Origin of the sequence: Paenibacillus ehimensis NBRC 15659, assembly GCF_004000785.1 — a bacterium.
Lineage (GTDB): Bacteria > Bacillota > Bacilli > Paenibacillales > NBRC-103111 > Paenibacillus_G > Paenibacillus_G ehimensis.
Map to the genome: position 1 here is coordinate 14,346 of NZ_BILX01000006.1, position 25,136 is coordinate 39,481.

24 protein-coding genes and 2 pseudogenes are annotated in these 25,136 nt (G+C 49.3%); 6 read left to right on the forward strand and 20 right to left on the reverse strand.

All coding sequences use genetic code 11. The features are described 5' to 3' along the window. Positions 1-7 precede the first annotated feature (7 nt). Complete coding sequence (locus PEH01S_RS05215) at positions 8-826, forward strand: alkaline phosphatase family protein (protein WP_127484187.1); 819 nt, start codon at positions 8-10, stop codon at positions 824-826. A gap of 11 nt (positions 827-837) precedes the next feature. Here PEH01S_RS05215 and PEH01S_RS05220 read toward each other — a convergent pair whose 3' ends face one another. Then, positions 838-1,146 carry a hypothetical protein gene (locus PEH01S_RS05220; RefSeq protein WP_127484188.1) on the reverse strand — a complete coding sequence of 103 codons (309 nt, stop codon included), beginning with the start codon at positions 1,144-1,146 and terminating at the stop codon, positions 838-840. Between the two features lie 115 nt (positions 1,147-1,261). Here PEH01S_RS05220 and PEH01S_RS05225 point away from each other — a divergent pair, with 115 nt between their 5' ends. From PEH01S_RS05225 to PEH01S_RS05235, 3 genes are all read left to right on the forward strand, one after another. Next, on the forward strand, positions 1,262-1,822 hold the full coding sequence (locus PEH01S_RS05225) for a glycosyl hydrolase family 18 protein (protein WP_127484189.1): 561 nt from the start codon (positions 1,262-1,264) through the stop codon (positions 1,820-1,822). 118 nt (positions 1,823-1,940) lie between these two features. Beyond that, a complete protein-coding gene (locus PEH01S_RS05230) occupies positions 1,941-2,363 on the forward strand; it encodes a hypothetical protein (RefSeq protein WP_025849814.1) in 423 nt (140 codons plus the stop codon). A gap of 321 nt (positions 2,364-2,684) precedes the next feature. Beyond that, positions 2,685-2,951 carry a hypothetical protein gene (locus PEH01S_RS05235; protein ID WP_127484190.1) on the forward strand — a complete coding sequence of 89 codons (267 nt, stop codon included), beginning with the start codon at positions 2,685-2,687 and terminating at the stop codon, positions 2,949-2,951. Between the two features lie 245 nt (positions 2,952-3,196). On the opposite strand, the gene PEH01S_RS05240 is transcribed toward PEH01S_RS05235, so the two are convergent. Continuing rightward, positions 3,197-4,375: a glycine C-acetyltransferase gene (locus PEH01S_RS05240; RefSeq protein ID WP_127484191.1), complete on the reverse strand. Its 1,179-nt coding sequence runs from the start codon at positions 4,373-4,375 to the stop codon at positions 3,197-3,199. Beyond that, positions 4,347-5,453: an L-threonine 3-dehydrogenase gene (gene tdh, locus PEH01S_RS05245; RefSeq protein WP_127484192.1), complete on the reverse strand. Its 1,107-nt coding sequence runs from the start codon at positions 5,451-5,453 to the stop codon at positions 4,347-4,349. Before tdh ends, PEH01S_RS05240 begins: the two co-directional genes overlap by 29 nt. Positions 5,454-5,669: 216 nt before the next feature. Here tdh and PEH01S_RS05250 point away from each other — a divergent pair, with 216 nt between their 5' ends. Next, positions 5,670-6,230 (forward strand): helix-turn-helix domain-containing protein, encoded by a 561-nt coding sequence (locus tag PEH01S_RS05250; protein ID WP_025849811.1) that lies wholly within the window; start codon positions 5,670-5,672, stop codon positions 6,228-6,230. A gap of 71 nt (positions 6,231-6,301) precedes the next feature. Here PEH01S_RS05250 and PEH01S_RS05255 read toward each other — a convergent pair whose 3' ends face one another. The 6 genes and pseudogenes from PEH01S_RS05255 to PEH01S_RS05280 form a co-directional block, all read right to left on the reverse strand. Then, positions 6,302-7,342: an NADH:flavin oxidoreductase gene (locus PEH01S_RS05255; RefSeq protein ID WP_174807099.1), complete on the reverse strand. Its 1,041-nt coding sequence runs from the start codon at positions 7,340-7,342 to the stop codon at positions 6,302-6,304. A 232-nt stretch (positions 7,343-7,574) separates the two neighbouring features. Next, the gene (locus PEH01S_RS05260) at positions 7,575-8,159 is read right to left on the reverse strand and encodes a TetR/AcrR family transcriptional regulator (RefSeq protein WP_127484193.1); all 585 of its coding nucleotides are present in this window, start codon (positions 8,157-8,159) and stop codon (positions 7,575-7,577) included. Between the two features lie 153 nt (positions 8,160-8,312). After that, positions 8,313-8,477: pseudogene (locus PEH01S_RS05265) on the reverse strand (spore germination protein); the annotation flags it as partial. A 106-nt stretch (positions 8,478-8,583) separates the two neighbouring features. Further along, positions 8,584-9,516, reverse strand: coding sequence for a response regulator (locus PEH01S_RS05270; RefSeq protein WP_025849808.1), 933 nt, complete (start codon positions 9,514-9,516; stop codon positions 8,584-8,586). 56 nt (positions 9,517-9,572) lie between these two features. Beyond that, complete coding sequence (locus tag PEH01S_RS05275; RefSeq protein ID WP_127484194.1) at positions 9,573-10,544, reverse strand: glutaminase; 972 nt, start codon at positions 10,542-10,544, stop codon at positions 9,573-9,575. Between the two features lie 215 nt (positions 10,545-10,759). Beyond that, on the reverse strand, positions 10,760-10,969 hold the full coding sequence (locus PEH01S_RS05280; RefSeq protein WP_127484195.1) for an ATP-binding protein: 210 nt from the start codon (positions 10,967-10,969) through the stop codon (positions 10,760-10,762). Between the two features lie 357 nt (positions 10,970-11,326). Between PEH01S_RS05280 and PEH01S_RS05285 the strand changes: the two genes are divergently transcribed. Further along, on the forward strand, positions 11,327-12,916 hold the full coding sequence (locus PEH01S_RS05285; protein ID WP_127484196.1) for a sensor domain-containing diguanylate cyclase: 1,590 nt from the start codon (positions 11,327-11,329) through the stop codon (positions 12,914-12,916). 248 nt (positions 12,917-13,164) lie between these two features. Here PEH01S_RS05285 and PEH01S_RS05290 read toward each other — a convergent pair whose 3' ends face one another. The 11 genes and pseudogenes from PEH01S_RS05290 to PEH01S_RS05335 all read right to left on the reverse strand — a co-directional run bounded on the left by PEH01S_RS05290 (position 13,165) and on the right by PEH01S_RS05335 (position 25,096). Further along, the gene (locus PEH01S_RS05290; RefSeq protein WP_127484197.1) at positions 13,165-14,574 is read right to left on the reverse strand and encodes an arsenic transporter; all 1,410 of its coding nucleotides are present in this window, start codon (positions 14,572-14,574) and stop codon (positions 13,165-13,167) included. A 366-nt stretch (positions 14,575-14,940) separates the two neighbouring features. Next, positions 14,941-16,410, reverse strand: a complete 1,470-nt coding sequence (gene gtfA, locus PEH01S_RS05295) for a sucrose phosphorylase (RefSeq protein WP_127484198.1) — start codon at positions 16,408-16,410, stop codon at positions 14,941-14,943. Beyond that, complete coding sequence (locus PEH01S_RS05300; protein WP_025849802.1) at positions 16,407-17,384, reverse strand: carbohydrate kinase family protein; 978 nt, start codon at positions 17,382-17,384, stop codon at positions 16,407-16,409. The genes gtfA and PEH01S_RS05300 overlap by 4 nt, the downstream gene beginning before the upstream one ends. A gap of 22 nt (positions 17,385-17,406) precedes the next feature. Continuing rightward, positions 17,407-17,688, reverse strand: a pseudogene (locus tag PEH01S_RS35335) (carbohydrate ABC transporter permease); the annotation flags it as partial. After that, positions 17,603-17,842 (reverse strand): hypothetical protein, encoded by a 240-nt coding sequence (locus tag PEH01S_RS05305; protein ID WP_025849801.1) that lies wholly within the window; start codon positions 17,840-17,842, stop codon positions 17,603-17,605. The gene PEH01S_RS05305 and the pseudogene PEH01S_RS35335, both read right to left, overlap by 86 nt. Positions 17,843-18,208: 366 nt before the next feature. Continuing rightward, positions 18,209-19,186: a LacI family DNA-binding transcriptional regulator gene (locus PEH01S_RS05310; protein WP_025849800.1), complete on the reverse strand. Its 978-nt coding sequence runs from the start codon at positions 19,184-19,186 to the stop codon at positions 18,209-18,211. Between the two features lie 657 nt (positions 19,187-19,843). After that, positions 19,844-21,166: an ABC transporter substrate-binding protein gene (locus tag PEH01S_RS05315; protein WP_127484199.1), complete on the reverse strand. Its 1,323-nt coding sequence runs from the start codon at positions 21,164-21,166 to the stop codon at positions 19,844-19,846. A gap of 13 nt (positions 21,167-21,179) precedes the next feature. Then, positions 21,180-21,983 (reverse strand): Nif3-like dinuclear metal center hexameric protein, encoded by an 804-nt coding sequence (locus PEH01S_RS05320; protein WP_025849798.1) that lies wholly within the window; start codon positions 21,981-21,983, stop codon positions 21,180-21,182. A gap of 59 nt (positions 21,984-22,042) precedes the next feature. Further along, entirely contained in the window at positions 22,043-22,975 is a 933-nt protein-coding gene (locus PEH01S_RS05325; protein ID WP_025849797.1) for an alpha/beta hydrolase, read from the reverse strand. A gap of 121 nt (positions 22,976-23,096) precedes the next feature. Then, positions 23,097-24,053 carry a carbohydrate kinase family protein gene (locus PEH01S_RS05330; RefSeq protein ID WP_174807100.1) on the reverse strand — a complete coding sequence of 319 codons (957 nt, stop codon included), beginning with the start codon at positions 24,051-24,053 and terminating at the stop codon, positions 23,097-23,099. Positions 24,054-24,121: 68 nt separating this feature from the next. Continuing rightward, positions 24,122-25,096, reverse strand: coding sequence for a LacI family DNA-binding transcriptional regulator (locus PEH01S_RS05335; RefSeq protein ID WP_025849795.1), 975 nt, complete (start codon positions 25,094-25,096; stop codon positions 24,122-24,124). Positions 25,097-25,136: the final 40 nt, after the last annotated feature.

A 25,136-nucleotide genomic window follows, 5' to 3' on the forward strand; every position in this document is an offset into this window, starting at 1 on the left:
CTCATCCATGAAACCTATCGCTCGTGTCATTATTATCGGCTGGGACGGAGCAGGCAATTTCGTAACGTCCGCGAATACGCCGAATTTGGACCGGCTCGTCCGGATGGGAACGTTCGACTTCCAGGCCCAGACGGCTTCGCCGACGATCAGCGCGCAATGCTGGGGATCGCTTCTGCATGGGGTCGCGCCGGACAAGCACGGGTTGACCAACGAAATCGCAAGCAGCCATACGTACCCGGACGATTCGCCGTATCCGTCGATCTTTCGGGCCGTGCGCGAAGCGCATCCCGACACCGTATTGGCCGCATTCAGCGCATGGTCCCCGATCAACGACGGCATTATCGAATCGTCCATCGGCGTCCATAAAGTATCGATGAAGGACCGCGACCTGTCGCTGGCCGCGGCCGCTTACATCCGGGAGCACCCCGAACTGAAGCTGATGTACGTTCAACTGGATTTGCCGGACGCGGCCGGTCACCGGCACGGCTACAATACGCCCGGACAGCTGCGGGCGATCGAAGAAGCGGATGAGCATACGGGATTTATCCTCGATGCGCTCGAACAGACGGGACTTCTGGATGACAGCTTGCTGATCCTCGTATCCGACCATGGCGGCGGCGGAGCGGACCCGCGGGATCACGGCAGCGATCATCCGCTGGACAAGACGATCTTTTGGGGCTGCGTCGGTCCGGGCATCGGGCGCGGCGCTTCGTTTCCCGGCACGATGACGATTACCGACACGGCGGCCGTCGTCGTCCGGGCGCTCGGCATTGAAGCTCCCGCAGCGTGGGAAGCGAAGCTTCCGGAACGGTTTTTCGCGGAATAATCCGCCCCCGGTTAGTCCCATGCAGAATAAATGACCAGAGTCACCTCCGGTGCGGCAACAGCATAAGCACTTTCGATTTCCTTCCTGTGCCGCGTAAAATCATTCCATATCGCTGAAATATAAACGTGCAATTTCGTTTCCCGGATTACCGAATCCAGGCTTGCCGTATTGAAAGGCCCCAAGGCTTGATCACCTTCTGCCTCGGGGCCTGCAATCACAAGGAAATCCACATTAGTTCCATGGAAAAGCGCCCTCCTATCTCCCTCCCCCTCAATATCCGCAAGTGAAGCCACATTCTCAATATAAATTTTAGCATACATGGATTTCCAACAATAGCGACTCAGCAAGAGGCTCGATGTGCAAAATATAAGGAATGACCGGAGGATTCAATCGATTGATGCTCTAGCATGTCGTTTTAAAGCTATAAACTATAAAATGAAGGCGAACGGGTTCCTGACCATGGTCTCGGTTCCCGCCAAGTCGGAGGACGATCCGTCGGATTCGTGGACGGGCGCTTTTGATTACGAGGAGCTGGGCAAAGCGGCCGACGTCATCCAGGTGATGACCTACGACGAGCATGGCGTGTGGAGCGATCCGGGGTCGGTTGCGAGCAATCCGTGGATTGAAGCCTCTCTCCACTTCGCGATCACGTATGTTCCGTCGGAGAAGGTGCTTATGGGGCTTCCGGCGTACGGCAACGACTGGAACTTGTCCGATCCGGCGAACAAAAGCAATCGACTCATCGAATGGAAGGATATGCCCAAGCTGATTGCTTCCACCCAAGCAACCCCGATACGGGATGCCGTTACGGGATCGATGTATTTCCACTACACGGCTACGGACGGATCGAAGCATGTCGTTTGGTATGAGGACGAGGCATCGATCAAGCAAAAGACGCAATATACCAAAACCTACTGGCTTGCCGGCGTATCGGTATACGCTATGGGTATGGAAGATCAACGATTCTGGGAAGCCGTGTCGGCAGGGTTGAAATAGAGAGGATTCAAAAAAAGTAAAATATTTTAAAACAAGAAACATTTTACATTAAATAAACGTTATAAATATAGGTTCCCCTGCTCTCCATCCCCTACATGAGTTTGGAGGAGAAAGGATAATGAAAGCTTATAATAAAAAAAGCACTAAATTAATATGGATATTTACAGCAATAACAGCGTCAATATGTTGTGCTCTATTGTACTTTTTGTATCCAAGTTCAATTCACAATCGAGATGCAGCGAGGGCTTTGGACCAATTTTATCAAGCATTTATAAAAAAGGACTACGCTGCAATTAGCAAAATGATGGAAGATGGAAATCCCCAGTCCGTAATGAATGAAAGACATTGGTATGGCGAGGTTAAACGATATCAAATCTTATATTTGTTAAGTATGGGGACAAGCCGTAAAAAGGCATTGGTTAGGGTCACAACGATAAGAAATGAAAAGGAAGAGACTTTCTATGATACCCTCAAGCTAAAAAAACGCGATGAGTGGCTTATGGAATCTTATAGTACCAATTTGGAGTACAATATGCCTTAATCAAATGCAGCAATGTTCCCGTCCATCCCATCTATATAAATTGAACTAATGATTTACTAAACTTCCTAATTCCATCCGAACGCAGAGCCGATCAATGATCTTCATCTAAATCGGATTTCCGGATTTCAGCCATTTCCAAAGCCCTTGTACAATGAGTGTATCCATAATAATGAAAAAAATTGCACATAATATTCAGTCACCACCCCTCTCAGAAAAATATGTTATGCCAATGATTTCTCCAACTCTTTAAGATGGTCATTGTCGTAAGAAAACGGGAGTAAATGAAAAAAACATTAATTTATAGTGGGGGATAAAGATGTAATGGTGACGTTCGAGGATAAATTGTTTATGTTTTTTTTAGCTTTGCTGATTGTTTCTTTGTTGGTGAACGGTATCGGGTTTAGTCCTTCTAATTGGCATAAGGAGGATTTGAATGATTTTTCAGGAGGTTTTACTGATCGGCATTTGGCAAGAAAACAAGCAGAATTTAAAGGGCAGGATCGTAAAGCGAGGAGTTTATTTCGGTCGTATCTATTTTGGATTGCGATTGTAGGGATCGTGGTTTCGATAGGATTGTCTTACGTATAATCATAAGTGACTTAAGTCTTGCGAATTCAAATGGATTTTGCCCCAAAGGGCAGACTTGCTTTACTTCTTCAAGTCTTGATGTGTTTCCCATCTTCATTCCCTGCCCGTCTGTTCATGTTTCATTACTTATTCGACAAGCAGGTACGTTTTTCCTTACCATAGTTTCCCAATCTTTGGTTCAACTTATATAGCAACAACAAGCGGCCGCTTCTCTTCACGAGAGGCGGCCGCTTGCTTGTTCCCTTTTATCCCAGCAATCCCAATTGCTTGCCCGCACGCTCCAGCGCGTTCAACGCAAAATCGAGATCCTCCTGCGTATGTCCGGCGGTCACGATAAAGCGCACCCGGCCTTTGTCCATCGCAACAGTCGGATAGACGATACCTTGCGCGAAGATGCCTTCCTCCAGCAGCAGGTCGGAGAAGCGCATTGTCTTCGCCGGATCGCCCACGATGACCGGGACGATCGGCGTCTCGCTCCCGCCCGTATCGAATCCGAGCGCCTGCACCTTCGAGCGGAAGTACGAGGCGTTCGCCCACAGCTTCGTGATCAGCTCGTCGCTTTGCTTGAGCACTTCAATCGCGGCGAGGCAGGTAGCCGCCACCGCAGGCGTCTGCGACGTGCTGAACAGAAACGGACGCGCTTTATGAATCAGATAATCCTTCAATACCTGCTCGCACGCGACGTAGCCTCCGACCGCGCCGACGGCCTTGGACAGCGTGCCCACTTGAATGTGTACCCGCCCGTGCAGCCCGAAATGGTCGGTCGAGCCTTTGCCGTTCTTGCCGAGCACACCGCTCGCATGGGCGTCGTCGACGTAGACGAAGGCGTCGTATTTCTCCGCCAATTCCACAATGTGCGGCAGCGGGGCAATATCGCCGTCCATGCTGAAGACGCCGTCCGTCACGACAACACGCTTTTTGAACCCTGCGCTTTCCTTGAGCACGGCTTCCAGCTGGTCCATATCTTTATGAGCGAAAATTTTCCGGTGCGCCTTCGTCAGCCGGATGCCGTCGATGATGCTGGCATGGTTCAGCTCGTCGCTGATGACGACATCGTCGGGACCGAGGATGGACGAAAGCACGCCTTGATTTGTCGTAAATCCGGATTGAAACACGAGCGCCGCTTCCGTCCCTTTAAACCGGGCCAGCTCCTGCTCCAGCCGGTCGTGAATGTCGAGCGTGCCCGTAATAGTGCGCACCGAGCCGCTGCCGACGCCGTACTGCTCGATGGCCCGAATGGCCGCTTCCTTCAAGTCCGGGTGATCGGTCAGCCCCAGATAATTGTTCGAAGACATCTGCAGCAGCCGACGGCCGTTCAAGGTCATCCAAGTGCCCGAGCGGCTCTCCCAGACCGTAATCGGACGATACCGTCCTTCCCGCTTCGCTTGCTCCAATTCATCCCGCAGTGAGTTCCAATTGGCCATGAACTAGCTCCCCCTTATTGGTTGATTGTGTATCCGTGTCGTGATGAAATACGATTTTGCCGCATTGGCCGGAAGCCGCGAGCGCAAAAGCTTCCTCGTACTGATCCAGCGTAAACGTGTGCGAGACGAGCGGCTTCAGATCGATCCGCGCCCGGTCGAGCAAGCCCTTGAGCTGGTACCAGGTCTGGTACATGCGCCGGCCGGTGATGCCTTCGATGCGAAGCCCCTTGAAAATAATATGCCGCGACAGGTCCAGCGAAACCTCCCGGGTCGGAATGCCCAGCAGCGAGACGCGGGCTGCCGGTGCCGCCGCTTCGAAGCCTCCGCGGATCGCGTCCGGGTGGCCGGACATTTCCAGCACCACCTCCGCTCCTTCCCCGCCGGTATGCCGCATAATCGCCTCCACCATGGACGTCTCCTTGCTGTTGATCGTCACGTCCGCTCCCATCGTGCGGGCCAGTCCCAAGCGGTAAGCGTTTACGTCCACCGCCATCACCGTGCCCGCTCCGCACGCCTTGGCTACCGCTACCGCCATCAAGCCGATCGGTCCGGTGCCGATGACAGCCACCGACTTGCCGACGATATCGCCGGAAAGCACCGTCTGTACGGCGTTGCCCAGCGGGTCCTGCAAGCAAGCCAGCTCGAAGGGCAGCTGCGGATCGTTGTGAATCACGTTGGTCGCTTTGACGACGGCGTAGTCCGCAAAGCAGCCCGGTGCCGTAATGCCGAAGCTTCTCGTGTTCGGGCAGACGTGCGCATTGCCGGTCCGGCAGGCCTTGCAGACCCCGCAGACGATATGCCCTTCCGCCGAGATGCGGTCCCCGAGCTTCACGTTCGTGACGCGGCTGCCTACGGCTTCTACGACGCCCGCGAATTCATGGCCGAATACGTTGGGCGTAACGACGGTCTGTTCTGCCCAGGCGTCCCATTGGTAAATATGTAAATCCGTACCACAGATTGAAGTCGCTTTCACCCGGACCAGCACTTCATCGGGACCGCACACCGGAACGGGAACCTCCTTCAGTACCGCGCCGAACGCCCGCTTTTCCTTGACAAGCCCTATCATCGTTGTTCCCATCGTGCATCCCTCCGCCGGATGTTGTATAATATAATAAACCATTGTGCGCTATGATGTACTTACATTATATTATACATATGTACGTGATATTGTACATAGGTTGAAGCGGCACCTAGAAAAAATTTTTTCTTCCCGCCGGCAAGTCCCTGCAGAAACGTTGTGCGAGACCGCCGTTCGTTTATAATGGAGAGTAGTAAAGCAGCATGGGAGGATATCATGGAGCACGAACAAATTCATAAGAAAATCGGCAAAAGCCTTCAGGCCATCCGCAAAGCCCGCTCGCTGAGCCTCGACCAAGTCGCGGAGCTGACGGGGGTCAGCAAAGCGATGCTCGGACAAATCGAACGCGGCGATTCGAACCCGACGATCTCGATCCTGTGGAAAATCGTGAACGGGCTGCGCATCTCGTTTACGTCGCTGATTGAAGAAGAGCCGGCCAAGGTGACGCATTTCCGCTTTGAGAATTTGGAGCCTTTTGTGGAGGAAGAGGGCCGGTACCGGGCATTCCCGCTCGTTCCGTTCGACCAGCAAAAGCGCTTTGAAATTTATACGGTCGAAATGGAAGCGAACTGCACCCATATTTCGGAGCCGCATAACGAGGGGATCGAAGAGTACATTTTGATGATGCAGGGGGAGCTGGACATCACGATCCAGCAGAAGACCTATACGCTGAAGGTGGGGGACGCGCTTCGGTTTACGGCGGACCAAAGCCATATCTATACGAATAAAACGGATCAAAAGACGATGTACCATAACATCATCCTTTATCCTTCTTGATCCGTAGCAAGCCTGAAAAACGGCAATCCGGGAAGCAGCGCCTCCTTCGGATTGCCGTTTTTGCTGTGCTATTAATAAAGTGTTTTCACTGCCTCGGACGTAAAGGGGACCAATTCGGCTGTCCGGCCGTCGCGGATCTTGTTTGCCCAAGCAGGGTCCACCAATAATGCCCGGCCTATGGCTACCAGATCAAATTCTTGACGCTCCAGCCTCTCGATTAACCCGTCGATGTTCGAATGATTCGCTCCCTTGCCTTCGGTAAAGAGAGTCATAAAATCGACATCCAGACCAACCGATCCGACCGTAATCGTCGGTTTCCCTGTCAATTTTTTGGTCCAACCGGCCAGATTCAGATCAGAGCCTTCGAACTCCGGCTCCCAGAAGCGGCGCGTGGAGCAGTGGAAAATATCAACGCCCGCATCGACTAAGGGCGCCAAGAACTGTTCCAGCAGCGCCGGCGTCTCAGCCAATTTCGCTGTATAGTCACTCGCTTTCCATTGCGAGAAACGCAGCACGATCGGGAATTCCGGTCCGACGGCACGGCGGCAGGCTTCGATAACCTCCACTGCAAAGCGGGTACGCGCAAGCATGTCGCCGCCATAGCTGTCGGTTCGCGTATTGGTTTTCTCCCAGAAGAATTGGTCGATCAAATATCCATGCGCACCGTGGAGCTCGATGCCGTCGAAGCCAAGCCGCTTGGCTTCGGATGCCGCCTGTGCGAAGGCTTGGACGATTGCGGCGATGTCCGATTCCGAATAATCGCCTACATGGCCTCGTGCTCCCATATGCCAAATCTGCGGTATGATCCGTCCGCCCGCCTCGTGGACCTCAGTCACTACGTTTGCCCAACCGTTTAATGCGGCTTCGCCATAGAAATGCGGTACGTTGGGTTGATTGGACGCATCCGGATGATGGACCAATGTACCTTCCGTCACGATAAGTCCGACACCGTTTTCGGCTCTGCGGCGGTAATAAGCGGCCACATCCGAACCCGGCACGCCGTCCGGGGAAAACTGCCGGGTCATCGGCGCCATCACGATACGATTAGGCAGACTCATAGTTCCGCTTGTGAACGGTTCGAACAAGGCCTGAACAGATTGAGAATAACTCATAATAACCTCCAAATTTAATTAGATTGGATTGACTTATGTAAATAATCCCACATGTTGTCATTAGCGTTTAAAGAGTTATAGTCAACAGCTTGAATTCGGATTTTCATTCATTTACTTGGATAATCCCGGATAACCACCTCCTTTAATCTCTCCCAATCTCCCTTATATCATCCATTCCTTACCAACCAAATCCTTTATTGACTACGCAGTCAATAACTTCGTAAAAAAAAGATCAAGGTTCGAGCATCGCAAAGGACGTACGCAAGACCGCATCGATCTGCGTCCGGGAAGCACCTGATCTCTCCATAATTTTCGCGCCGAGAAGAGCGTTATTCAGATAAGCGGCAAGCTCTTTACTGGTATGGCGGGTCGTAATGAGCCGCTGCTCCTGACCGCTGCGGATAATCTTCTCAAGTATTTGTTCGACTTGGGCAAACATCATCTCTATTTCGCGGGTTACTTCCTCGTCGTCGGTTCCGAATTCCAGCGCGGAATTTACGATGAGACATCCTCTACGAATGGTTTCGTTGCCTTGACACAGCTTAGCATGGCGTATGGCCTCCAGCTTTTTCAAGGGGGACACTTCCTCCCGAGAGGCCAGTTCTTCCAGCACGGATATACTCTGTTCGCGATACAGCGCCAACGCCTTTAAAAACAAGTCCCGCTTATCCTCAAATACGCAATACAAGCTTTGCTTCTTAACCCGCGTCGTACGGGTCAAATCCTCAAAGGAAGTCGACTTAAAGCCTTTTGTCCAGAACACTTCCATAGACTGGTGCAGTGCACGATCGACATCAAATTCTCTTGGTCTGCTCATAGCGCCATGATATCAATTCTTGACCATGAAGTCAACAATCGTTCGCCAGTGTCTCCTCCGTACCGATCAATATACACCGAAACTGATTTCACTTACCATTCCGCACACAAAAAAGATCTCTCTGTCGGAGACCTTCCGGTTTAGCAACTCTTTCAAGGCAAAGGGAGTCCCGTCTACCAACAAGGCGATACGGCCCTGCAATAAAGCGCCCGCTACCCGATCGGGACGTTCTGTGTTTTGCATCTGCGGAAACGGAGAGTACTTATAATCCTCGATGAGCTGTTCAATATAGCCGGAGCCGGAAATATCGTCCAGATCGGTCCAAGCTTATATGGGATCATGGTAAAGCCCCCGTTCCCGCATTAAGGGCTTGATCACCTGCTCGTTCAGAACGGTCTTGTCGACATCGGGTATTCTTTGGGAGTCAGTTCAATGTCGCCATCATTTGCTTCGCTTCCAAATACAAGACTTGAACGAATTTTTTCGTATTGATTTTATAGGTTACGTTGGACCTTCGATCTTCTTCAAGTTCGATCATTCTTTTTCGGACTTCTATAAAATCGAAAAATTTCATGGCATAATTTTCAAACTTGGGATTGGTATAATCCGCGATGCCTAAGGATGCGAGATGACTTAACGCATGAGATATCGCTCTCCGCACACGCTGTTCAGCCGCATTGATTTCTTTTTGAATGAGCGCGGAGTGAACGGATCGGTCCCCGAGTTTTTTCAACGCGATTTGCCAAAAGACGTCCTTTAAAGCCGGAAATTCATCCTTTAACATGCGATCGGATTCCCATTCGAATAAATACTCCAGCATATCCAACAAGTCTCGGGTTCCACTTTCCCCCATAATGCCCAGTTCCGATAACAGATAATGGCCGCAAGTAAGGATAGATGTCTCCCCTGACTGCTGAGTCTCATTTTCGCTTATATGATACGGAGAAAGATCATCTATCCATTGTCGGATCGTTTGAATCGACGCTTCAAGCAGCATGCTTTCCATTACTTTTTTAACGATCGCTACAAGCTCAAGCCGGTTTATCGGCTTCAGGACGTAATATTCGATGCCTAACGAGTAAGTACGGCTGACGATTTCTTTCGAGCCAACCTCGGAAAGCATAATGATCTTTCCCAAAAACACGGGCAACATGGCGCGAACCGTCTCGATTCCGTCCCGGTTCGGCATGAGGAAATCGACAAAAAGAATATCCACTTGATTCATGATGATCGATTGCGCATCGATCGTTGCTCCGTCTTCCGCTTCGCCCACGACTTGCCCGAGACCCTCATCTTCAATCATTTGCGCCAGCATGAGACGCACCGCAGGGTCATCGTCTACAATGAAAAACCTCATGACTTCGCCTCTCCAATGTCAGTGTCGCTCACGAAGGCACAGCCTCCTATGGTCGGTTAACAGACGCTTAAATCCCACGCTTGGGCGATATGCTTTAAAAGCATATGACCCGCCGTACTGTTGCCATACTTATCGATGGCGGGGCCATAGATGCCGATCCCGCATCCGTCGGGAAAAGGGAGCTCTCTCGATTTCGCGCGAGGCGGGACCGCTGCCATCATTCCTCCGGAAACGCCGCTTTTGGCCGGTACCCCGACAAAAGCCGCAAATTTCCCCGAAGCGTTGTACATTCCGCATGTCAGCATCAAAGCTTTCGTGATGCGAACGATATCCTTCGCTACCAATTGCTCCTTCCGCAAAGGATCGTAACCGTCGCACCCGAGGATCATCCCGATTCTGGCCAAATCTTCCACGGTTACTTCAACTGAGCATTGTTTCAAATAAACCTCCAGCGCTACTTCCACGTCGGATTGCAGACAATTCATTTCCTTGAGGCAATACGCCAGCGCTCGATTGCGATGCGCCGTTTGCCATTCGGACTGAAACACCTCTTGGTTGCAAGTCAGGCTTTTTCCCGTTAAAGCTTCCAGCAAAGCCGTTATCACCTCAAGCTTGGATTCTGCGGTCGATCCCGGCAGCATGGAGGCTATGGTAATGGCTCCGGCATTAATCATGGGATTAAAAGGCCTGCCCGGCTTGTGAAGCTCCAATCGAATCATCGAGTTGAAAGCGTCTCCGGTAGGCTCGACGTCTACATATTCCAGCACGGCCTCGATGCCGTAGCTCAAGCAAGCAGCCATAAATCCGATGACTTTGGAAATGCTTTGGATCGTAAAGGGCGACTCGGTCTCTCCTGCTTTTACGATCGTGCCGTCTGCCCCAATCATGCAAATGCCTAATTGGGACGGATCAGCCTTCCGCAAAGCGGGAATGTAATCGGCACAGCTCCCGAGGGCGGCATAAGACCGATACCGCTCCACCCAATCATTCAACTCCGTAGTTCTATCGCATACGCTCGTCATATCCATATTAACCAACCCCGTCACGCGTTAATTAAACGTTTTTCAATCGGCGAGCGATCTCCCCTTCCGGTCACGATGGATTCGTTTGCCTCGATAACGCTTTCACTCCTTCGGCCGGAAACGGCAGGTATCCAATAGTTTCCAATAAACCAAGCACACTTTGAAAATAACATCTCGACTACTAAAAAATATAAAAATCTACACGACCGTGGAAACACTTCTTATTTTGCAGGTCGAAGCCGCACGATAAAGGTCGTGCCGATGCCTTCTTCGGAAGAGCCGATTGCGATCTCTCCATCCAGCGAATGGACGATCTCGCGCACGTGCGATAGTCCGCTCCCGGCTGCGGTTCCCCCGTTTTCGTCGTTATATTTTGTCGTAAATCCCGGTTGAAAAATAATTTGCTGCGGTGTGCTTCCCGAATACCGCATCCTGTATCAGAAACAACGAAGACCGTTTCTTCCGATCTAGAGGTAAGGCAAGTCGCGCATAAGCAGCAGGAAGAACAAAAACGTACTCGCGCCAAGCCCCATGCGAAAATAGTCTCCATGAAACGGATATACTTTGATTTCGGCGCCAATGGCCGTTGTCAGGGCGAAATTTGCATGGCTTCGCTTTTGACAAATCTCCTCACACGAGTTTCCTATGGCGATATTTTTAACACGAGGTCTAATCGAAATAGACAAAATAAAAAAGCAATCCCAAGAATCGATCCTTGGAAAAGGAATAATCTGAACGATGTCGAAAATTAAGGGGAATCATCCGTTGAGATAAAGGAGGGGAATACCATGTCCGGACTGCTCGGGAGCCGTTTCACCAAAAAGAAAAAAATCAATCTTGCCACCCTTTTGACCGGGTTGGTCTCCCTTTCCGTGGCGCTTACCTTAACGATTCTGCTTCTCGCGTCTTATCAATCCAACAAGCAGTCGTTATTCGAAACGACCTTTGCGTTGAATTATTCGGCCGCGACCAAAATGAGCCGTTCCATCGATTCCTTATTCAAATCGATGCGGTCTGGCCTGGCCTATACAGGCGCCCGTATCGCGGCTGGCGATCTATCGGACGTACAAGAAATGCAGAAGCAGCTTGAATCGCTGCGTCTCGGCAGCCACTTTTTCAACTCCATCGCCGTCGTGGACGAAACGGGCCTCGTCCGCAGTGTGGATCCGCCCTCCGTCGGCACGGCCGGAACGTACATCGCTATGGAAGCGACTAAAGAAGCGTTGGCATCAAGAAAGCCTTATATATCCAAGCCCTACACCTCGGCTACCGGACGTCTTATCATTTTTATGAGTGAACCGCTTTTCGACAAGGACGGAGATTATCGCGGTTTTATCGGCGGCAGTCTTTATCTGCAGGAAGATAACGTTTTGAATATGATGTTCGGCATGCATAACCGCAATAGCGACGGCTCGTACTTTTACATCGTGAGCTCCAACGGTCATGTATTGTTCCATCCGGACAAATCCCGAATCGGCACCGATAGCACCGCCAATCAGGCCGTCCAGAAAGTTCTTCAAGGCCAAAGCGGGTATGATCAGGTTGTCAACGCGCAAGGAGCCGCCTTTCTTGCCGGCTATGCCCTCGTCCAGGAAAACGGCTGGGGAGTTGTCGTTCAGTCTCCCGTCAGTGTGGTGTACGGGCAATTGAACCGCAATATTCGTACAATTCTTGTTTATACTCTGGCTCCATTTGTCGTATTGATGATCACGGCCATATGGGTTGCCCGTCGCTTAGCCGGTCCGTTCGTAGCTTTGGCTAATCTGGTCGGCAGACTCGGCGGGAGCGATAAAATCGTTCTTCCGGACATCAAGCGTCACTGGAATTGGGAAGCGGATTTGCTGACCCGGACGATTTCCATAGCACTAAGTGATTTGCAAAAGCAAACTGAGCAACTGACTCATGCCGCCATGACCGATTCTTTAACGGGGTTAACGAACCGCAGAACGTTTGGGTCCATCATGAGACAATGGACGGAAATGCGGCAGCCCTTCGCCCTGATCGTGATAGATATCGACCGATTCAAGTCCATCAACGATACCTACGGTCATCAGGCCGGTGACGAGGTATTGAAGCATTTGGCCCGGGTCCTCACTTCATCCGTACGCTCCAACGACATATGCTGCCGTTATGGCGGGGAAGAATTCGTCGCGCTTCTTCCGCTCACTACCGTATCGGACGCTTGGAGTACGGCGGAGCGGGTGCGCACAGCCATTGAAACCGTGGAGAATCCCCTTGGAATCCCGATAACGGTCTCTTCGGGGATCGCCCATTACCCAACACATGCCGAATCTGCAGAAATCCTGTTTCAGCGGGCCGATCATGCGCTGTATCAGGCTAAGAAATCGGGGAAAAACAGGTCCATCGTGGCCGGCTAACACGGCCTTTGGACCAGCAGGCATATGAATTTGGCAGATCTATCTTCGGTCGCCTTCCTCGCCTGAAGCTGCCGCTTGGTTCCCAACCATCCGCGCTGCTAAAAGTATCGGCCAGCTGCTTCTGTACCTCGGGATCGTGGCTGCGGTGAAGGGATTCAAGTGGCAAATATCAATCCTTGTTGTTACAAGGATTTAGGGAGGGGTGAGTTTTGTGCCATAACCACTTCAATGCCTTCATTTTTCACAATTTAACCTCGCAACTTCATCCATGGAAACTTCGTCCAGAATACAGTTTTTACGATCATTGCGACTACTGTAAGCAGAAAGATAAATGCTATGATGCATAACCATACATTTATGTGGAGAGTCTGAATAACATACAACCAGAAATAAAGACCTGTAAGGGCGATGAACAGCGTTGGCACAGTCAGGATTATGCCGATTTTTAAATAATTGCCCCAACTGATCTTGACGTTTTTGGTAGATAACACATGAAGCCAAAGCAAGGTTGCCAAGGAGCCAATTGGCGTGATCTTTGGCCCCAAATCGGAACCGACGACATTGGCATAGATCAGCGCCTCACGTATGATTCCTTCTGTTTCCGTCCCTTTTATGGCTAGAGCGTTAATCATGACGGTCGGCATGTTATTCATAATGGACGATAAAATAGCCGCAATAAAACCGGTCCCCACAGTTGCTGCAAATAAACCACTGTCTGCGACGGCTTGAGTGACCTTACTTAGAGCATCCGTTAATCCAACATTTCTTAATCCGTAAACGACGACATACATTCCGATGGAAAACACGACGATTGTCCACGGAGCTTCTTTTATGATCCGTTTTGTTTGAATAGCTGAACTACGTCTTGCGGCTAAAATCAAAATTATTGCCACAACTCCTGCAACAATTGAGACGGGGACCTGAATAAACTCGCTAAGCAAATATGCAATAAACAGTACAGTGAGAACCCCCCAGGATAATCTGAACAGCTTACTATCCTTGATTACTTGGTGAGGTTGTTTTAATTGCATCACGTCATATTGCTTCGGTATGCTTTTGTGAAAAAACAAATAAAGGACGAAGATACTGGCTCCTAATGCAAAGAAATTGGGTATAATCATTCGACTTGCGTACTCGACAAACCCGATATCAAAATAGTCAGCAGAAACAATATTCACCAAATTACTAACCACAAGAGGAAGGGATGTGGTATCTGCGATAAAACCGCTTGCCATGATAAATGGCAGGACCATACGTTCATCGAACTTTAAAGCGCGGACCATCGCTAAAACAATCGGGGTTAGAATCAGTGCTGCACCATCGTTCGCAAAAAATGCAGCCACGGCAGCTCCAAGCAGGATGACGTAAACGAACATCAATGTGCCATTGCCTCGAGCGATTCGCGCTACATGTAGCGCAGCCCATTCAAAAAAACCAATTTCATCTAAAATAAGTGAGATCAGAATAATCGCAACGAATGTCAATGTCGCATTCCATACGATTAGTGTGACGTCTCTTACATCTTCAATGCTTACGATACCAAAAATAAGGGAAAGTATTGATCCACCCATAGCCGACCAACCGATCTTTAATCCCTTCGGCTGCCAGATCACGAGAACCAACGTAACAATAAATATGAAAAATGCAAGGTAAATCATGAAAGTCCTCCTGTGTTCATTTCAACAGTCATTTTTTCGCAAAGCAACAAATCCAGGGTTGGAACTCCTTGGGCGATAGTTGCACCTGCTGTTCACCGCAGACGACAAGATGGCTTGTGCGATGTAGTTCCAGTTCGCCTATCCGGCATATCTCTTCCAGCAGGGGGGTAAAACTTCGCCGTCCTAGCGCTCTGAGCCGAGCCATCAGTTCATCGATTGAACGACTCATAGATATCCCAAACAGAGCTTAGCGCCCAAAAACATAATGAGGCTGCCCATGGCAACCTCATTATGTTTGATTGGAAACCGTATACCCTTTAAGTCACTCATGTCCCTGATGCGGCACCAATGTGGGCAATCTACCCACTATACCCAATATTGAGCGAGCTTCCCGTCGTCATCGACATATTCGATGACGGACTTATTCGTCTTCATATCGACGTGCAAATGGCAGCTTCGATCCCCTTTTCGCCAGCATAAGCGAATTTCGCTCTGCACACTATCTTCCACACTGAATTCGCCGTTAAACGCATCATAATCGTTCCGGAAGCGAATCAGCTTCAGCAGTCGTTGGACGACATCTTTGCGAAGCGACTGCTCAATCTCGTCCAGAGTATAGTTGTGACGGTTGATCTCGCGGCCTTCTCCCGTTTGCTTGACCCTCTCGTAATCGTTCTCTCCGGCCAACAAGCCCACGTAGTAAACCTGAGGAACGCCGGGTGCAAAAAATTGAATGGCCCTGGCCGCCAAGTAAGCGTCGTCGTCGCAACCGAGGACCGAGTAATAGGAGCATCGAATCTGATGCACATCGAAGCCGTCCGGGGCTTTATGCTCGTCCGAGAGGATGAGGCTGAGATTCGAGCCTCGCTCGACACAAACATCCACCAATCTCCTGGCTTCTTTCGTATTGATCAAATCGTCCAAATCCGGTTTTACGGGGATTCCGTCGTGGCAGTCCAGCATCGTGAACTGCTTGTGCGGACGGGTCTTCAGATAATCGATCAACGCCTCGCTGTTCTTGTTTATAAGCGTATCCAAAATCCGGTAAGGTAAAATAAAATCGTAGATCCAACAGCCGTATTCGGCCAGCTTATATTGAATCGAGTAATGCGAATGCACTTCGGGAAGCAGCTCGATTTCGCAAGCTTTGGCAAGCTCCATGACCCAGTCCAGAAACTTATAAATGTCCGGCTCAACGAAGAAACAGCTAGTTCCCAGCTTCTTGATCACGTAACCGACCGCGTCCAGCCTGACGATCTTGACATTATTCTTCTTGAAATTCATGAAGAATTCGGCTAGTAGCCTCTTCGTCATCTCCGAGCGAATATCCAGATCGATCTGCTCGGAAGGGTCCGTCTTGCCGAACGTCGTCCATATCTTTTCTTCCCCGCCGGTTTCATCGATTGTAAATGTAGAATAGGGCAAGGGACGCCTTAGGAACATTTTGTCGATATCCGCTTGAACCGGTTTCCCGTTTTCCCAAAGCTTATCCAGCGTAATAAACAGATCCGCGTATTCGGAGCGCCTTCCTTTACGCAGGAAATCCTGGAAGTAGACGGACTGCTTGGAGATGTGGTTCACCATCAAATCGACCAAGACGTCGAACTCTTCTCCGATTGCCCGGATATCGTCCCAGGTACCGAAACTCGGCTCGATTTCCAAATAGGTCAACGGGGCGAATCCCCGATCGCCTGATGAAGGAAACGGCGGAAGGATGTGAACCCCTCCTTTGAAAACGTCGCGAAAGTACGTATAAAGCACATGCCGAAGCGCCTTTAAGTCTCCTCCCATGGAATCGGGATACGTGATCAACTGTACTTGGTTTTTAACGGTCATATCCATTCCTCCTGTACACCATACATGTCCTTGATTGCTTCAAGTTCCGGCAAATCAACGATCGCGCCGGTAAATCTTAGTTTATAGGCGCTGACCGCGAAGCCGAGGGACAGCGATTCCCTAATCGTATACCCTTTAACCACAGCGGCATAAAAACCGGACCAGAACGCGTCTCCCGCCCCCGTTGTATCCACGACTTCGGTTGCCCGCGTTCCAAAAGAAATCGTTTCTTTCCCGTTCGATACGATTGCGCCGTCCTTGCCCAAGGTTAAAATGACCAGCTTGGCACCGAGCTTGAGAAATTTCTCGATTTGACGGGCAGGGGTGTCTTGGCCGAACAATCTTTCCGCGTCGTCTTCGGAAGGCTTGACGATATCCGCCTTGGCGATCATAGCCTTGACATACGCAACGCCATCTTCTCCCCGCTGCCAGATCATCGGATGGTAGTTGGGGTCGAAGCCGATTATTGCCCCATGCTTTTTTGCCGATTCCACCACGCGTTCGATCGTATGGCGGGCTGGTAATCTGGAGATGGGCCAGCACGAGAAGTGAACGATGTTGGAGTTGAACAAGGCTTCCTCCAGCTGTGCGTTATACCCCAGATGGTAATCCGCTCCGCGATAGAAAATGGGGATCGGCGTCGATTGGCTCTTGTTGACGACCACAAGACTTGTAGAGACGTCAACCGCTTGCACACAATCGGTGCCAATACCGGCATTCCGCAATCGATCGATCAGAAACTTCCCGAATCCATCTTCGCCCACCGAGGCTGCAACAAGCGTACGAACACCCAGTTTTCTCGCGTTCAACGCGATATTGGAGGGCGACCCTCCGAAAAATTTTTGGTATTGGAAACTTTCATGATCCGCGTCGTAATCCGTGGAGATCATGTCGACCAGAAGCTCCCCGACCGTCAAAATATCGTTTCGCCGGTTCGGCAGCATTATGCGTTCGTCCAACCCAAAATGGGCCATTAGAATTACCTCCTTCGTCATTTTACCGATCCTGCATGATACCTTGAATCATGTATTTCTGTGCAATTAAAAAGACTATGGCGATCGGTAGAACATTCAAAAGCAGACTCGCCATCAGCGGAACGTAATTCACCGTGAAAGTCCCGAAGAACTAACACGTGGACAGCGGAAGTGTCCGCGACGTCTTCTTAGTCCGAACGAGGAACGGCAGAAGAAAATCATTCCAAATACATAGCACGTTCAAGATGGAGATGGTCACCGTTGTCGGCATCGAAACCGGCAATATGAACTTGAAAAACATCTGCTGAAGCCCTCTCAAACAGATACCTGGTACCGTTTTCCAAGATTTCAGCTGAAATGTCCGGATGGTCTTGATGGAACGTCTTGGCCGCTTCCTTGAGCCGTGTCTGAATTTCGCCTTTGGTGTTGAGTAGTATTATCTTCACATCTTTGCTCACGGAAGTGCTTTCTGCGGACTTCTGCGTTGCATGTGTTGTTTCGTCGTACGTGCTGTTGTTGCTACAAGCTGGCCGTGAGCAATACCGAAAGAGAAAGTGCAGTGGATACCAGTTGTTTCCTCATGAGTGAATTCTCTGCTCAGACAGATAAGATCGCTTTCCTCGACATTATATATGTCAAAGGATTGTCATGTCAAACCTTTGATATATAATGTCGATAATGGTTGATAAGCTAGCAGAAAAATCATTAGGCATCCATACCGCGCTAACGCGGCATGGAGGTCTAATAATTTATTATTTTCGGACATTAATCTTCCAATGAACCAAAGAAGGAGCGATAGTTCGAGGTGTGCTCCACAGAGGTTATTACGTCGTTTCCCTCTCCACCAACTCCACCGGTAAGACACATGCTTGCTCACGGTTTCGTTCTTCTTCCTGCCTGCAGATCATATCTACCGCCGATCGGGCCATCTCTTCCAGCGGTTGCCGCACGGTGGTGAGCGCTGGGACGAGCCAGCTCGCCGCATTGACATCGTCGTATCCAACGATGCGGACATCCTCGGGAACTCTTCGCTTGAGCTTGTGACAGATTTTCACAGCAAAAGTGGCGATAATGTCGCTCGTTGCGAAAATGCCGTCTATGTCCGGATGCTCCTCGAACAGTCGCCTAATGATCCGCTCATATTGCTTCTGGTCGAATACGTTCATGTCCGTTTGCACGATTATATGCTCGATATTGTGCTGCTGCACTTCGTCGATAAAGGCGGACGTGCGTCTGTTCGACAGCATATTCAGCTTCAGGTTGCCGCAAATATGTGCTATTTTCCGGCAGCCCTTGCGGATGAGCAGGCGGGTCGCAAGCTGTCCACCCATGTAATTATCGGAAGAAATGTAGGGAATGCTCACGTCGATCTGGCGGTCGAAGGTGACGATTTTTCCGCCCAGATTTCGGTAGACGTCGACTTCCAGCGTATGGCTGCCCATGATAATCCCGTCCACCCGGTTCCGCTTGAGCATGTCGATATAGTCCTGCTCCTTGACCGGATCGAGCTGTGAGTTGCACAGCAGGATTTTGCTTCCTCTCTGGTATGCGTGGTATTCGATATGATTCGCCAGCTCGGCAAAAAAAGGATGCGAAACGTTCGGGATGATCAGTCCGATCAAATTAGATTGCTTGCGCAGTAGAGAGCGAGCGATGTCGTTCGGTTGGTAATTCAATTCCTCCATGCAACGGTAGACTTTGCGCCGCGTCTCTTCACTGATATATCCCCGGTTATTCAGTACGCGGGAAACTGTCGTAACTGATACGCCGGCTTTCTTTGCGACATCGTGTATGGTTGCCATGGCTTGCTCCTTCGTTCCCAACTGTATTGCATGTTCTACTATATACCACGATCAATCGGCAATACAAGACGGCTGAGGCGCGAAAAGCAAAAATCCGCATGCCGCAGCGCAGACGGTTTTCGGTAAGCGGAACGGCATGCAGCTAATCTTTTAATGCCAATCAGATCCTTACGGGATCGGCGTAAAGGTGTCGGACGGCGAGAAGCCAAGTCCTTCTGACCAAAAAAATTTTCGATTATATTTTTTATCTCCACCGGGTTCCTACGAAAAACAGTATGTCCAGTTTTTTCCCGGTTTAAGAGGCTAAATGATTTATTTTTCGGAGCCTCTAGGTATTCCCCACGCTTGAAACTACATGAGCAATATCCTGATTATAGAAAAAAGCTCATAAATCGCACAAGGCAATTGATGAGCTGATTTTTTATAATATGGTGCGGTTGAGAAGGACTCGAACTTCCATGGCTGTTACACTACCAGAACCTGAATCTGGCGCGTCTGCAATTTCGCCGCGATTCGACCGAACAGACAAATGGAATAATATAACGATCGCTCTGATGCATGCCGGCCAGTAATTTCTACATCCTTGGATACAGCAGCATACTCACGATCATGGATACAATCTCGGCCGCCCATGATTCTATTTTTCAGCCCGCAACTTTAATTACTGGCCTGCGACTTCCAATAGCTCTCCATCTCTTTAATGAAGCCTTTACGATCAATTTTGTTAATTAAATATTTCTGCATGGAGGCGCCCAGCTTAGCGTAATGATCCCCGGGAAGGAATTTGAACATTCCGAGATTAATAACCTTGCCTTCTTTAACATAATTACTTATTGAAGGAGAAATTGCATTGGCCCCCTTTACCTTTAAATCTTTATAAGGCATGATTAATCCCATTTTAGAAATAATGGCGCTTTGTCCCTGCTCGCTTGTGACCATCCACTCGAAAAATTGTTTAGCCGCTTGCTGCTGCTCCGGAGTTGATCTTGTTTTATCGATGGTGTACAGAAACGGTTCTAATACCGGGATCTCTTGGTTCCCATAGTCATCCGGGTTGTTGTCGATTGGAACCGGCATGATTCCAAATTCTTTGTCCCGGCCTTCGACAGGATCCATTACAGACCAAGCCCAATCTCCCATAAAGTAGAATGCCGCGTTTCCTTTGGCAAAATCTATCGTATCTTTATTAAAATCGGCAACAATCGGATCATTCTTTCGAAGATTATACTTTTTAAGCAAGTCGAAGGTATCCAACAAGCCATTGATTTGGGGGTTGCCGGATAAATCCGCACTTCCTTTTTTCAAGCCCTCTAAAAAAATACGATTGTCTTCAACTTTTTTGGATTGCAGGCCGTAGGCTAACGACAAGTAATGGGAGCCTAAAGACCAGTCCGATCCATGAATCATCACCGGCGCCTTGCCGGCAGCTTCCACTTTCTTGAACAGAGCTTCCAAATCATTGCGGGTTTTCACCGAAGCCGGATCAAAAGTCCCTCCGATCGCTTCCTCCACTACCCGTTTGTTGTACAATAAGCCGTAACCCTGCGTAGTCCACGGCACGCCCAAAAATTTACCTTCAAATAAATTTCGCTCAATCGTGCCCGGCAGCGTCAACGCTTCGTATTTTGCTTTCTCCGGCTCTAAATCCAGTAATGCGTCTTTGAACTTTAATACCGTTTGCTGTTCCAGCATGGCCGCCGTAGGCGGATTGCTTGAAGCCTGAAGCGCTTCATACTTTTGTATATAATCGGTTCCTGCCTGTGCATTCAATAATTCAATTTTTACTTCCGGGCGTACTTGCTGGTACGCCTTCACCATTTCGGTAAAAGCGTTATTTTGATCAACCGTGTAAAAAGTAATCTTGACACCCTTCTCCGATTGGGCCCCTCCCGACGATGCATCCTCATTGGAACAGGCAGCCAGCGTGGAAAGCAGCAAAGCCGTACAAACTCCCAGCTTGATTTGCTCTTTGATTTTCAAAGTCTTTTCCCCCTTATAAATAAGTAAACGGCTCTCTTGCATCAATAAAGGTGACCGGAATCCCGTCGACCAGAGGCTGCAGCCATTCCGCCATAAATTTCATGCCCCATTCTTCGCTTCGCTCATGGCCTACAACGATCATGGCTTTGTTGAGTCCAAGCATCTGGGCGTCGTTAATGTAGGCGCAGAGCGTCCATTCCATAATTTCGCCGCAAACCATAACATCCAAATTCATATTTCGCATCAATTCCATCGGCATTTGTTCCCTTCCCAGGCCCAAGCTGCCCCCGCCCACTAAAATGCCGACTCTTGAACATTTCATTTCGGGTTTGCCGATGATTTGGATCACATCCATAGACAGCTTGCGCTTAAAAAAGCCCGCCAGTTCCGCCAAACTGACCTCCTCAATTTGGTAGGTGTGAGGATTTCCGTCAAGCATATTGTTTTCCCAGCCAATTTCTTTTAAAAGGCCGTCATAGATTCTGTCTGTTTTCCCCATATGCATATAATCATGAAACCGCCAGATCACGATCTGATGCTCATCTATTAATTTTTTCTTAGCTGCATATACAGGGTCGTCCTGAAGCCAGTCCGTTTCATCCTCTCCCGTATAGTAGGTAGGCTCATGGGTAATAATCATATTGGCCCCGCAAGAAATAGCCTGTTTAATGACATCAGCCGTTGCCATAAACGTCGTTACAATTCCGGTGACCTCCATGTCAGGACTGCCGCTCATAATCCTGTCCCCGGTTTTGGACAATCGAAAATCACCGCAAGAATCCGTCAAAATGGCATCAATCACTTGTTGAACCTTCATTTCTAATCCCTTCTCTCGTTAAAATAAGCCCAAAATAGCGCTGCCGCTCTCCCTAAGAATCAACGCTTAAAAGCCCTTGCCAGAGCATCCAAATATCCGTTTCTGGCGCGTTGACTGATCTCCGCATCCGGAACAACGTGTTCGAAGCCGTGATAGCATCCGGGATAAAGCTGAAATTCGACATCAATGCCAGCCTGTGCAAGACGCGCAACATAGTCGATCGTCTCATCGCGGAACGGATCAAGCTGCCCTACACAAGTATAGACCGGAGGCAGGCTAGCCAGACTCTTCGCACGGCTTGGCGCCGCATACGGAGAAATATCTTCATGGGCATGCTCGCCAAGATACATCTTCCAGGCCGCCAGGTTATTGGCCCTGTTCCAAACCGTCTGATGCGTAATTTCGTGGCTTGAGGGCGTAACGTTACGATCGTCAATCATCGGGTATAACGGCATTTGAAAACAAATGGCCGGTCCGCCTTTATCACGAGCCATTAGTGCCAATGCCGCCGTCAATCCCCCTCCCGCACTTGCCCCGCCAATCGCAATGCGCGACAAATCGATATTCATTTCCTCCGCGCTGCTTGTTATCCATACCAATGCGGCGTAGCAGTCTTCAATTGCCGCCGGAAACGGATGCTCGGGGGCAAGGCGATAATCGGGCGAAATAACGACGCAGTTAGCCGCTTTTACAAAACATTCGCAGAGAACGTCATCGGAACTTGGGTGACCCAACACATATCCCCCGCCATGGATCCAAAGAAAAGCAGGCAGCTTTTGATCCTCTCTCCGGATCGGTTCGTAAATCTTAACCAGCATTTCCTTTGAATCTCCGCCGGATATATAACGTTCTGTTATTTGAACGGATTTCGAGCTTTTTGTAGAAGGCAAAGGGCGCTGCCGCTCCATAGCCAGATCATCGGGCAAATGAAGAGGCGGTAAAAGCTCTACCCCATGCTTTAATTCCGGAGCCACTCTGCTTATGAAGTCCAATGTTTATACCTCCATTATGATGAAATTTCCCCAAGCGTAATCACACTGCAAAATGATCGGTTCATCCTTTTTCTCATACGCAATCGGCTGCACTTAATTTTTGACGCTCATATGGAACCTCCTACAGTCCGTATAAGTCTTTTATCATCTCGAGTTCAGGCAACTCCACCACCGCGCCGGTATATTTCAATTTATAAGCGCTAACGGCAAACCCGAGAGAGAGGGCTTCATGAATGGGATATCCTTTCACCAGCGCCGCATAAAATCCGGACCAGAACGCATCTCCCGCTCCTGTCGTATCCGCTACCTCCGTGGCCAAGGTCTTGAAGGTAACGGTCTCTCTTCCGTTAGATACCATAGCGCCGTACTTTCCCAAGGTCAGGATCACCAGCTTGGCGCCAAGACTCAAAAACTTCTTAATGTGATTATAGGGCGTATCCTTGCCGAATAATCTTTCCGCATCGTCGCCTGACGGCTTAATGATGTCGACCTTACCGATGACGGATTTTACATAGGCTGCGCCATCTTCGCCCTTTTGCCATAATACCGGATGATAGTTAGGGTCAAAACCGATGAGTACTTTTTGCTTCGCGGCAAGGTCAAGCATTTTTTCGATCGTATCGCGCGCCGGAAGCATGGAAATAGGCCAGCAAGAAAAATGCAAGATCTTTGACCGGAGCAAAGCTTCTTCAAGCTTTGAAGTATAAGAAATTTGATAGTCCGCACTTCGATAAAAGACCGGATCCGGAGTTGACCTGCTCTGATTAAGAAGGACCAGACTAGTTGAATTTTCAACGGTTTCAACGAATTCCGGCTCAATCCCCGCTATGCGTAATTGATTGATCAGAAACCTGCCTAATCTATCTTCTCCTACGGCTGCTGCGACCTGCGAACGGCCCCCTAATTTTTTGACGTTCATCGCGATGTTCGCGGGCGATCCGCCAAAAAACTTATGGTACGCAGCCCCTTCAAAAGCATCTTCGTAATCTGCGGAAATCAGATCGATTAGAAGTTCCCCAACCATCAATACATCATTCTGTCTATCTTCAAAATCCAAGACCTGCTTAAATTCAAACACGATAACTTCCTCCTGCGGCTACGTTAATTTAATTGCGGGCAACACCGTCGACTTCTTTAGAAAAGAACTCATGTTGTTCCCTTTTCCAACAATTTAACCGGAAGAATCGTTTCAAGAGGTATCTCTTCGCCCGCAATTTGCCGAAGCAGGTATTTGACCGCCAATTCCCCCATCTTCTTGATCGGCTGCTCTACTGTCGACAAATCATCCGTACCGCCAATTTGAATCCCGTCATAGCCTACGACTTTAACTTGATCGGGTACCGCCTTGCCGAGTCTCCGACATTCCTTGATGACCTGCAACGCCAGAATATCGCTGCTCGCAAATACGCCGTCAATATCGGGATGTTCTTCAAATAATTGCCGAACCAAATTTTCGTATTCCTTATACTTAAAACCGTTCAAATCCGTTTGCTTGACCACAAACCCGATGTCTTCGCCGCTCACTTGTTCAATGAATGCGTCATGCCGCTGTTTGGCCAAGAGGTTTAGCCGCAAGTTTCCGCTTAGATAAGCGATTTTTCTGCATTTTTTGCGAAGAAGGAGTTTGGTGGCCAGTATTCCTCCGCTATAATTGTCTGACGAAATACATGGAATGGATTTGGATATTTGACGATCCAGGGTCACTAAAGGAAGCTTGATCGACATATATTCTTTCACACTCATCGTATGGCTGCCCATAATGATTCCATCCACTTGGCTGGCTCTTAGTAAGTCGATATACTCTTTCTCCTTTTTTTTATTAAGCAAAGAGTTGCAGAGCATCAGCTTATAGCCGTGCTTGTAAGCGTAAAATTCGATATGCTTTGTCATTTGACCAAAAAATGGATGGGAGATGTCTGGAATTATGAGACCTATCACATTCGATTTCTTGCGCGACAATGAACGTGCCAACTCGTTAGGCTGGTAGTTCATCTCTTCCATGGCTTCGTATACTTTTTTCTTCAGGTCGTCGCTTAAATATCCCCGGTTGTTTAACACCCGGGAAATTGTCGTAACCGAAACCCCTACTTTTTCCGCGATATCTTTTATCGTTACGACCATCAAAGTTCCTCCTTGTATCCGACAGTCGCTGTTTTGGTTC

Excerpts from the sequence above, each read along its gene's own strand:
- PEH01S_RS05215 (WP_127484187.1), top strand. The coding sequence starts at position 8 with ATGAAACCTATCGCTCGTGTCATTATTATCGGCTGGGACGGAGCAGGC.
- PEH01S_RS05220 (WP_127484188.1), bottom strand. The coding sequence starts at position 1,146 with ATGTATGCTAAAATTTATATTGAGAATGTGGCTTCACTTGCGGATATT.
- PEH01S_RS05225 (WP_127484189.1), top strand. The coding sequence starts at position 1,262 with ATGAAGGCGAACGGGTTCCTGACCATGGTCTCGGTTCCCGCCAAGTCG.
- PEH01S_RS05230 (WP_025849814.1), top strand. The coding sequence starts at position 1,941 with ATGAAAGCTTATAATAAAAAAAGCACTAAATTAATATGGATATTTACA.
- PEH01S_RS05235 (WP_127484190.1), top strand. The coding sequence starts at position 2,685 with ATGGTGACGTTCGAGGATAAATTGTTTATGTTTTTTTTAGCTTTGCTG.
- PEH01S_RS05240 (WP_127484191.1), bottom strand. The coding sequence starts at position 4,375 with ATGGCCAATTGGAACTCACTGCGGGATGAATTGGAGCAAGCGAAGCGG.
- tdh (WP_127484192.1), bottom strand. The coding sequence starts at position 5,453 with ATGGGAACAACGATGATAGGGCTTGTCAAGGAAAAGCGGGCGTTCGGC.
- PEH01S_RS05250 (WP_025849811.1), top strand. The coding sequence starts at position 5,670 with ATGGAGCACGAACAAATTCATAAGAAAATCGGCAAAAGCCTTCAGGCC.
- PEH01S_RS05255 (WP_174807099.1), bottom strand. The coding sequence starts at position 7,342 with ATGAGTTATTCTCAATCTGTTCAGGCCTTGTTCGAACCGTTCACAAGC.
- PEH01S_RS05260 (WP_127484193.1), bottom strand. The coding sequence starts at position 8,159 with ATGAGCAGACCAAGAGAATTTGATGTCGATCGTGCACTGCACCAGTCT.
- PEH01S_RS05270 (WP_025849808.1), bottom strand. The coding sequence starts at position 9,516 with ATGAGGTTTTTCATTGTAGACGATGACCCTGCGGTGCGTCTCATGCTG.
- PEH01S_RS05275 (WP_127484194.1), bottom strand. The coding sequence starts at position 10,544 with ATGGATATGACGAGCGTATGCGATAGAACTACGGAGTTGAATGATTGG.
- PEH01S_RS05280 (WP_127484195.1), bottom strand. The coding sequence starts at position 10,969 with ATGCGGTATTCGGGAAGCACACCGCAGCAAATTATTTTTCAACCGGGA.
- PEH01S_RS05285 (WP_127484196.1), top strand. The coding sequence starts at position 11,327 with ATGTCCGGACTGCTCGGGAGCCGTTTCACCAAAAAGAAAAAAATCAAT.
- PEH01S_RS05290 (WP_127484197.1), bottom strand. The coding sequence starts at position 14,574 with ATGATTTACCTTGCATTTTTCATATTTATTGTTACGTTGGTTCTCGTG.
- gtfA (WP_127484198.1), bottom strand. The coding sequence starts at position 16,410 with ATGACCGTTAAAAACCAAGTACAGTTGATCACGTATCCCGATTCCATG.
- PEH01S_RS05300 (WP_025849802.1), bottom strand. The coding sequence starts at position 17,384 with ATGGCCCATTTTGGGTTGGACGAACGCATAATGCTGCCGAACCGGCGA.
- PEH01S_RS05310 (WP_025849800.1), bottom strand. The coding sequence starts at position 19,186 with ATGGCAACCATACACGATGTCGCAAAGAAAGCCGGCGTATCAGTTACG.
- PEH01S_RS05320 (WP_025849798.1), bottom strand. The coding sequence starts at position 21,983 with ATGAAGGTTCAACAAGTGATTGATGCCATTTTGACGGATTCTTGCGGT.
- PEH01S_RS05335 (WP_025849795.1), bottom strand. The coding sequence starts at position 25,096 with ATGGTCGTAACGATAAAAGATATCGCGGAAAAAGTAGGGGTTTCGGTT.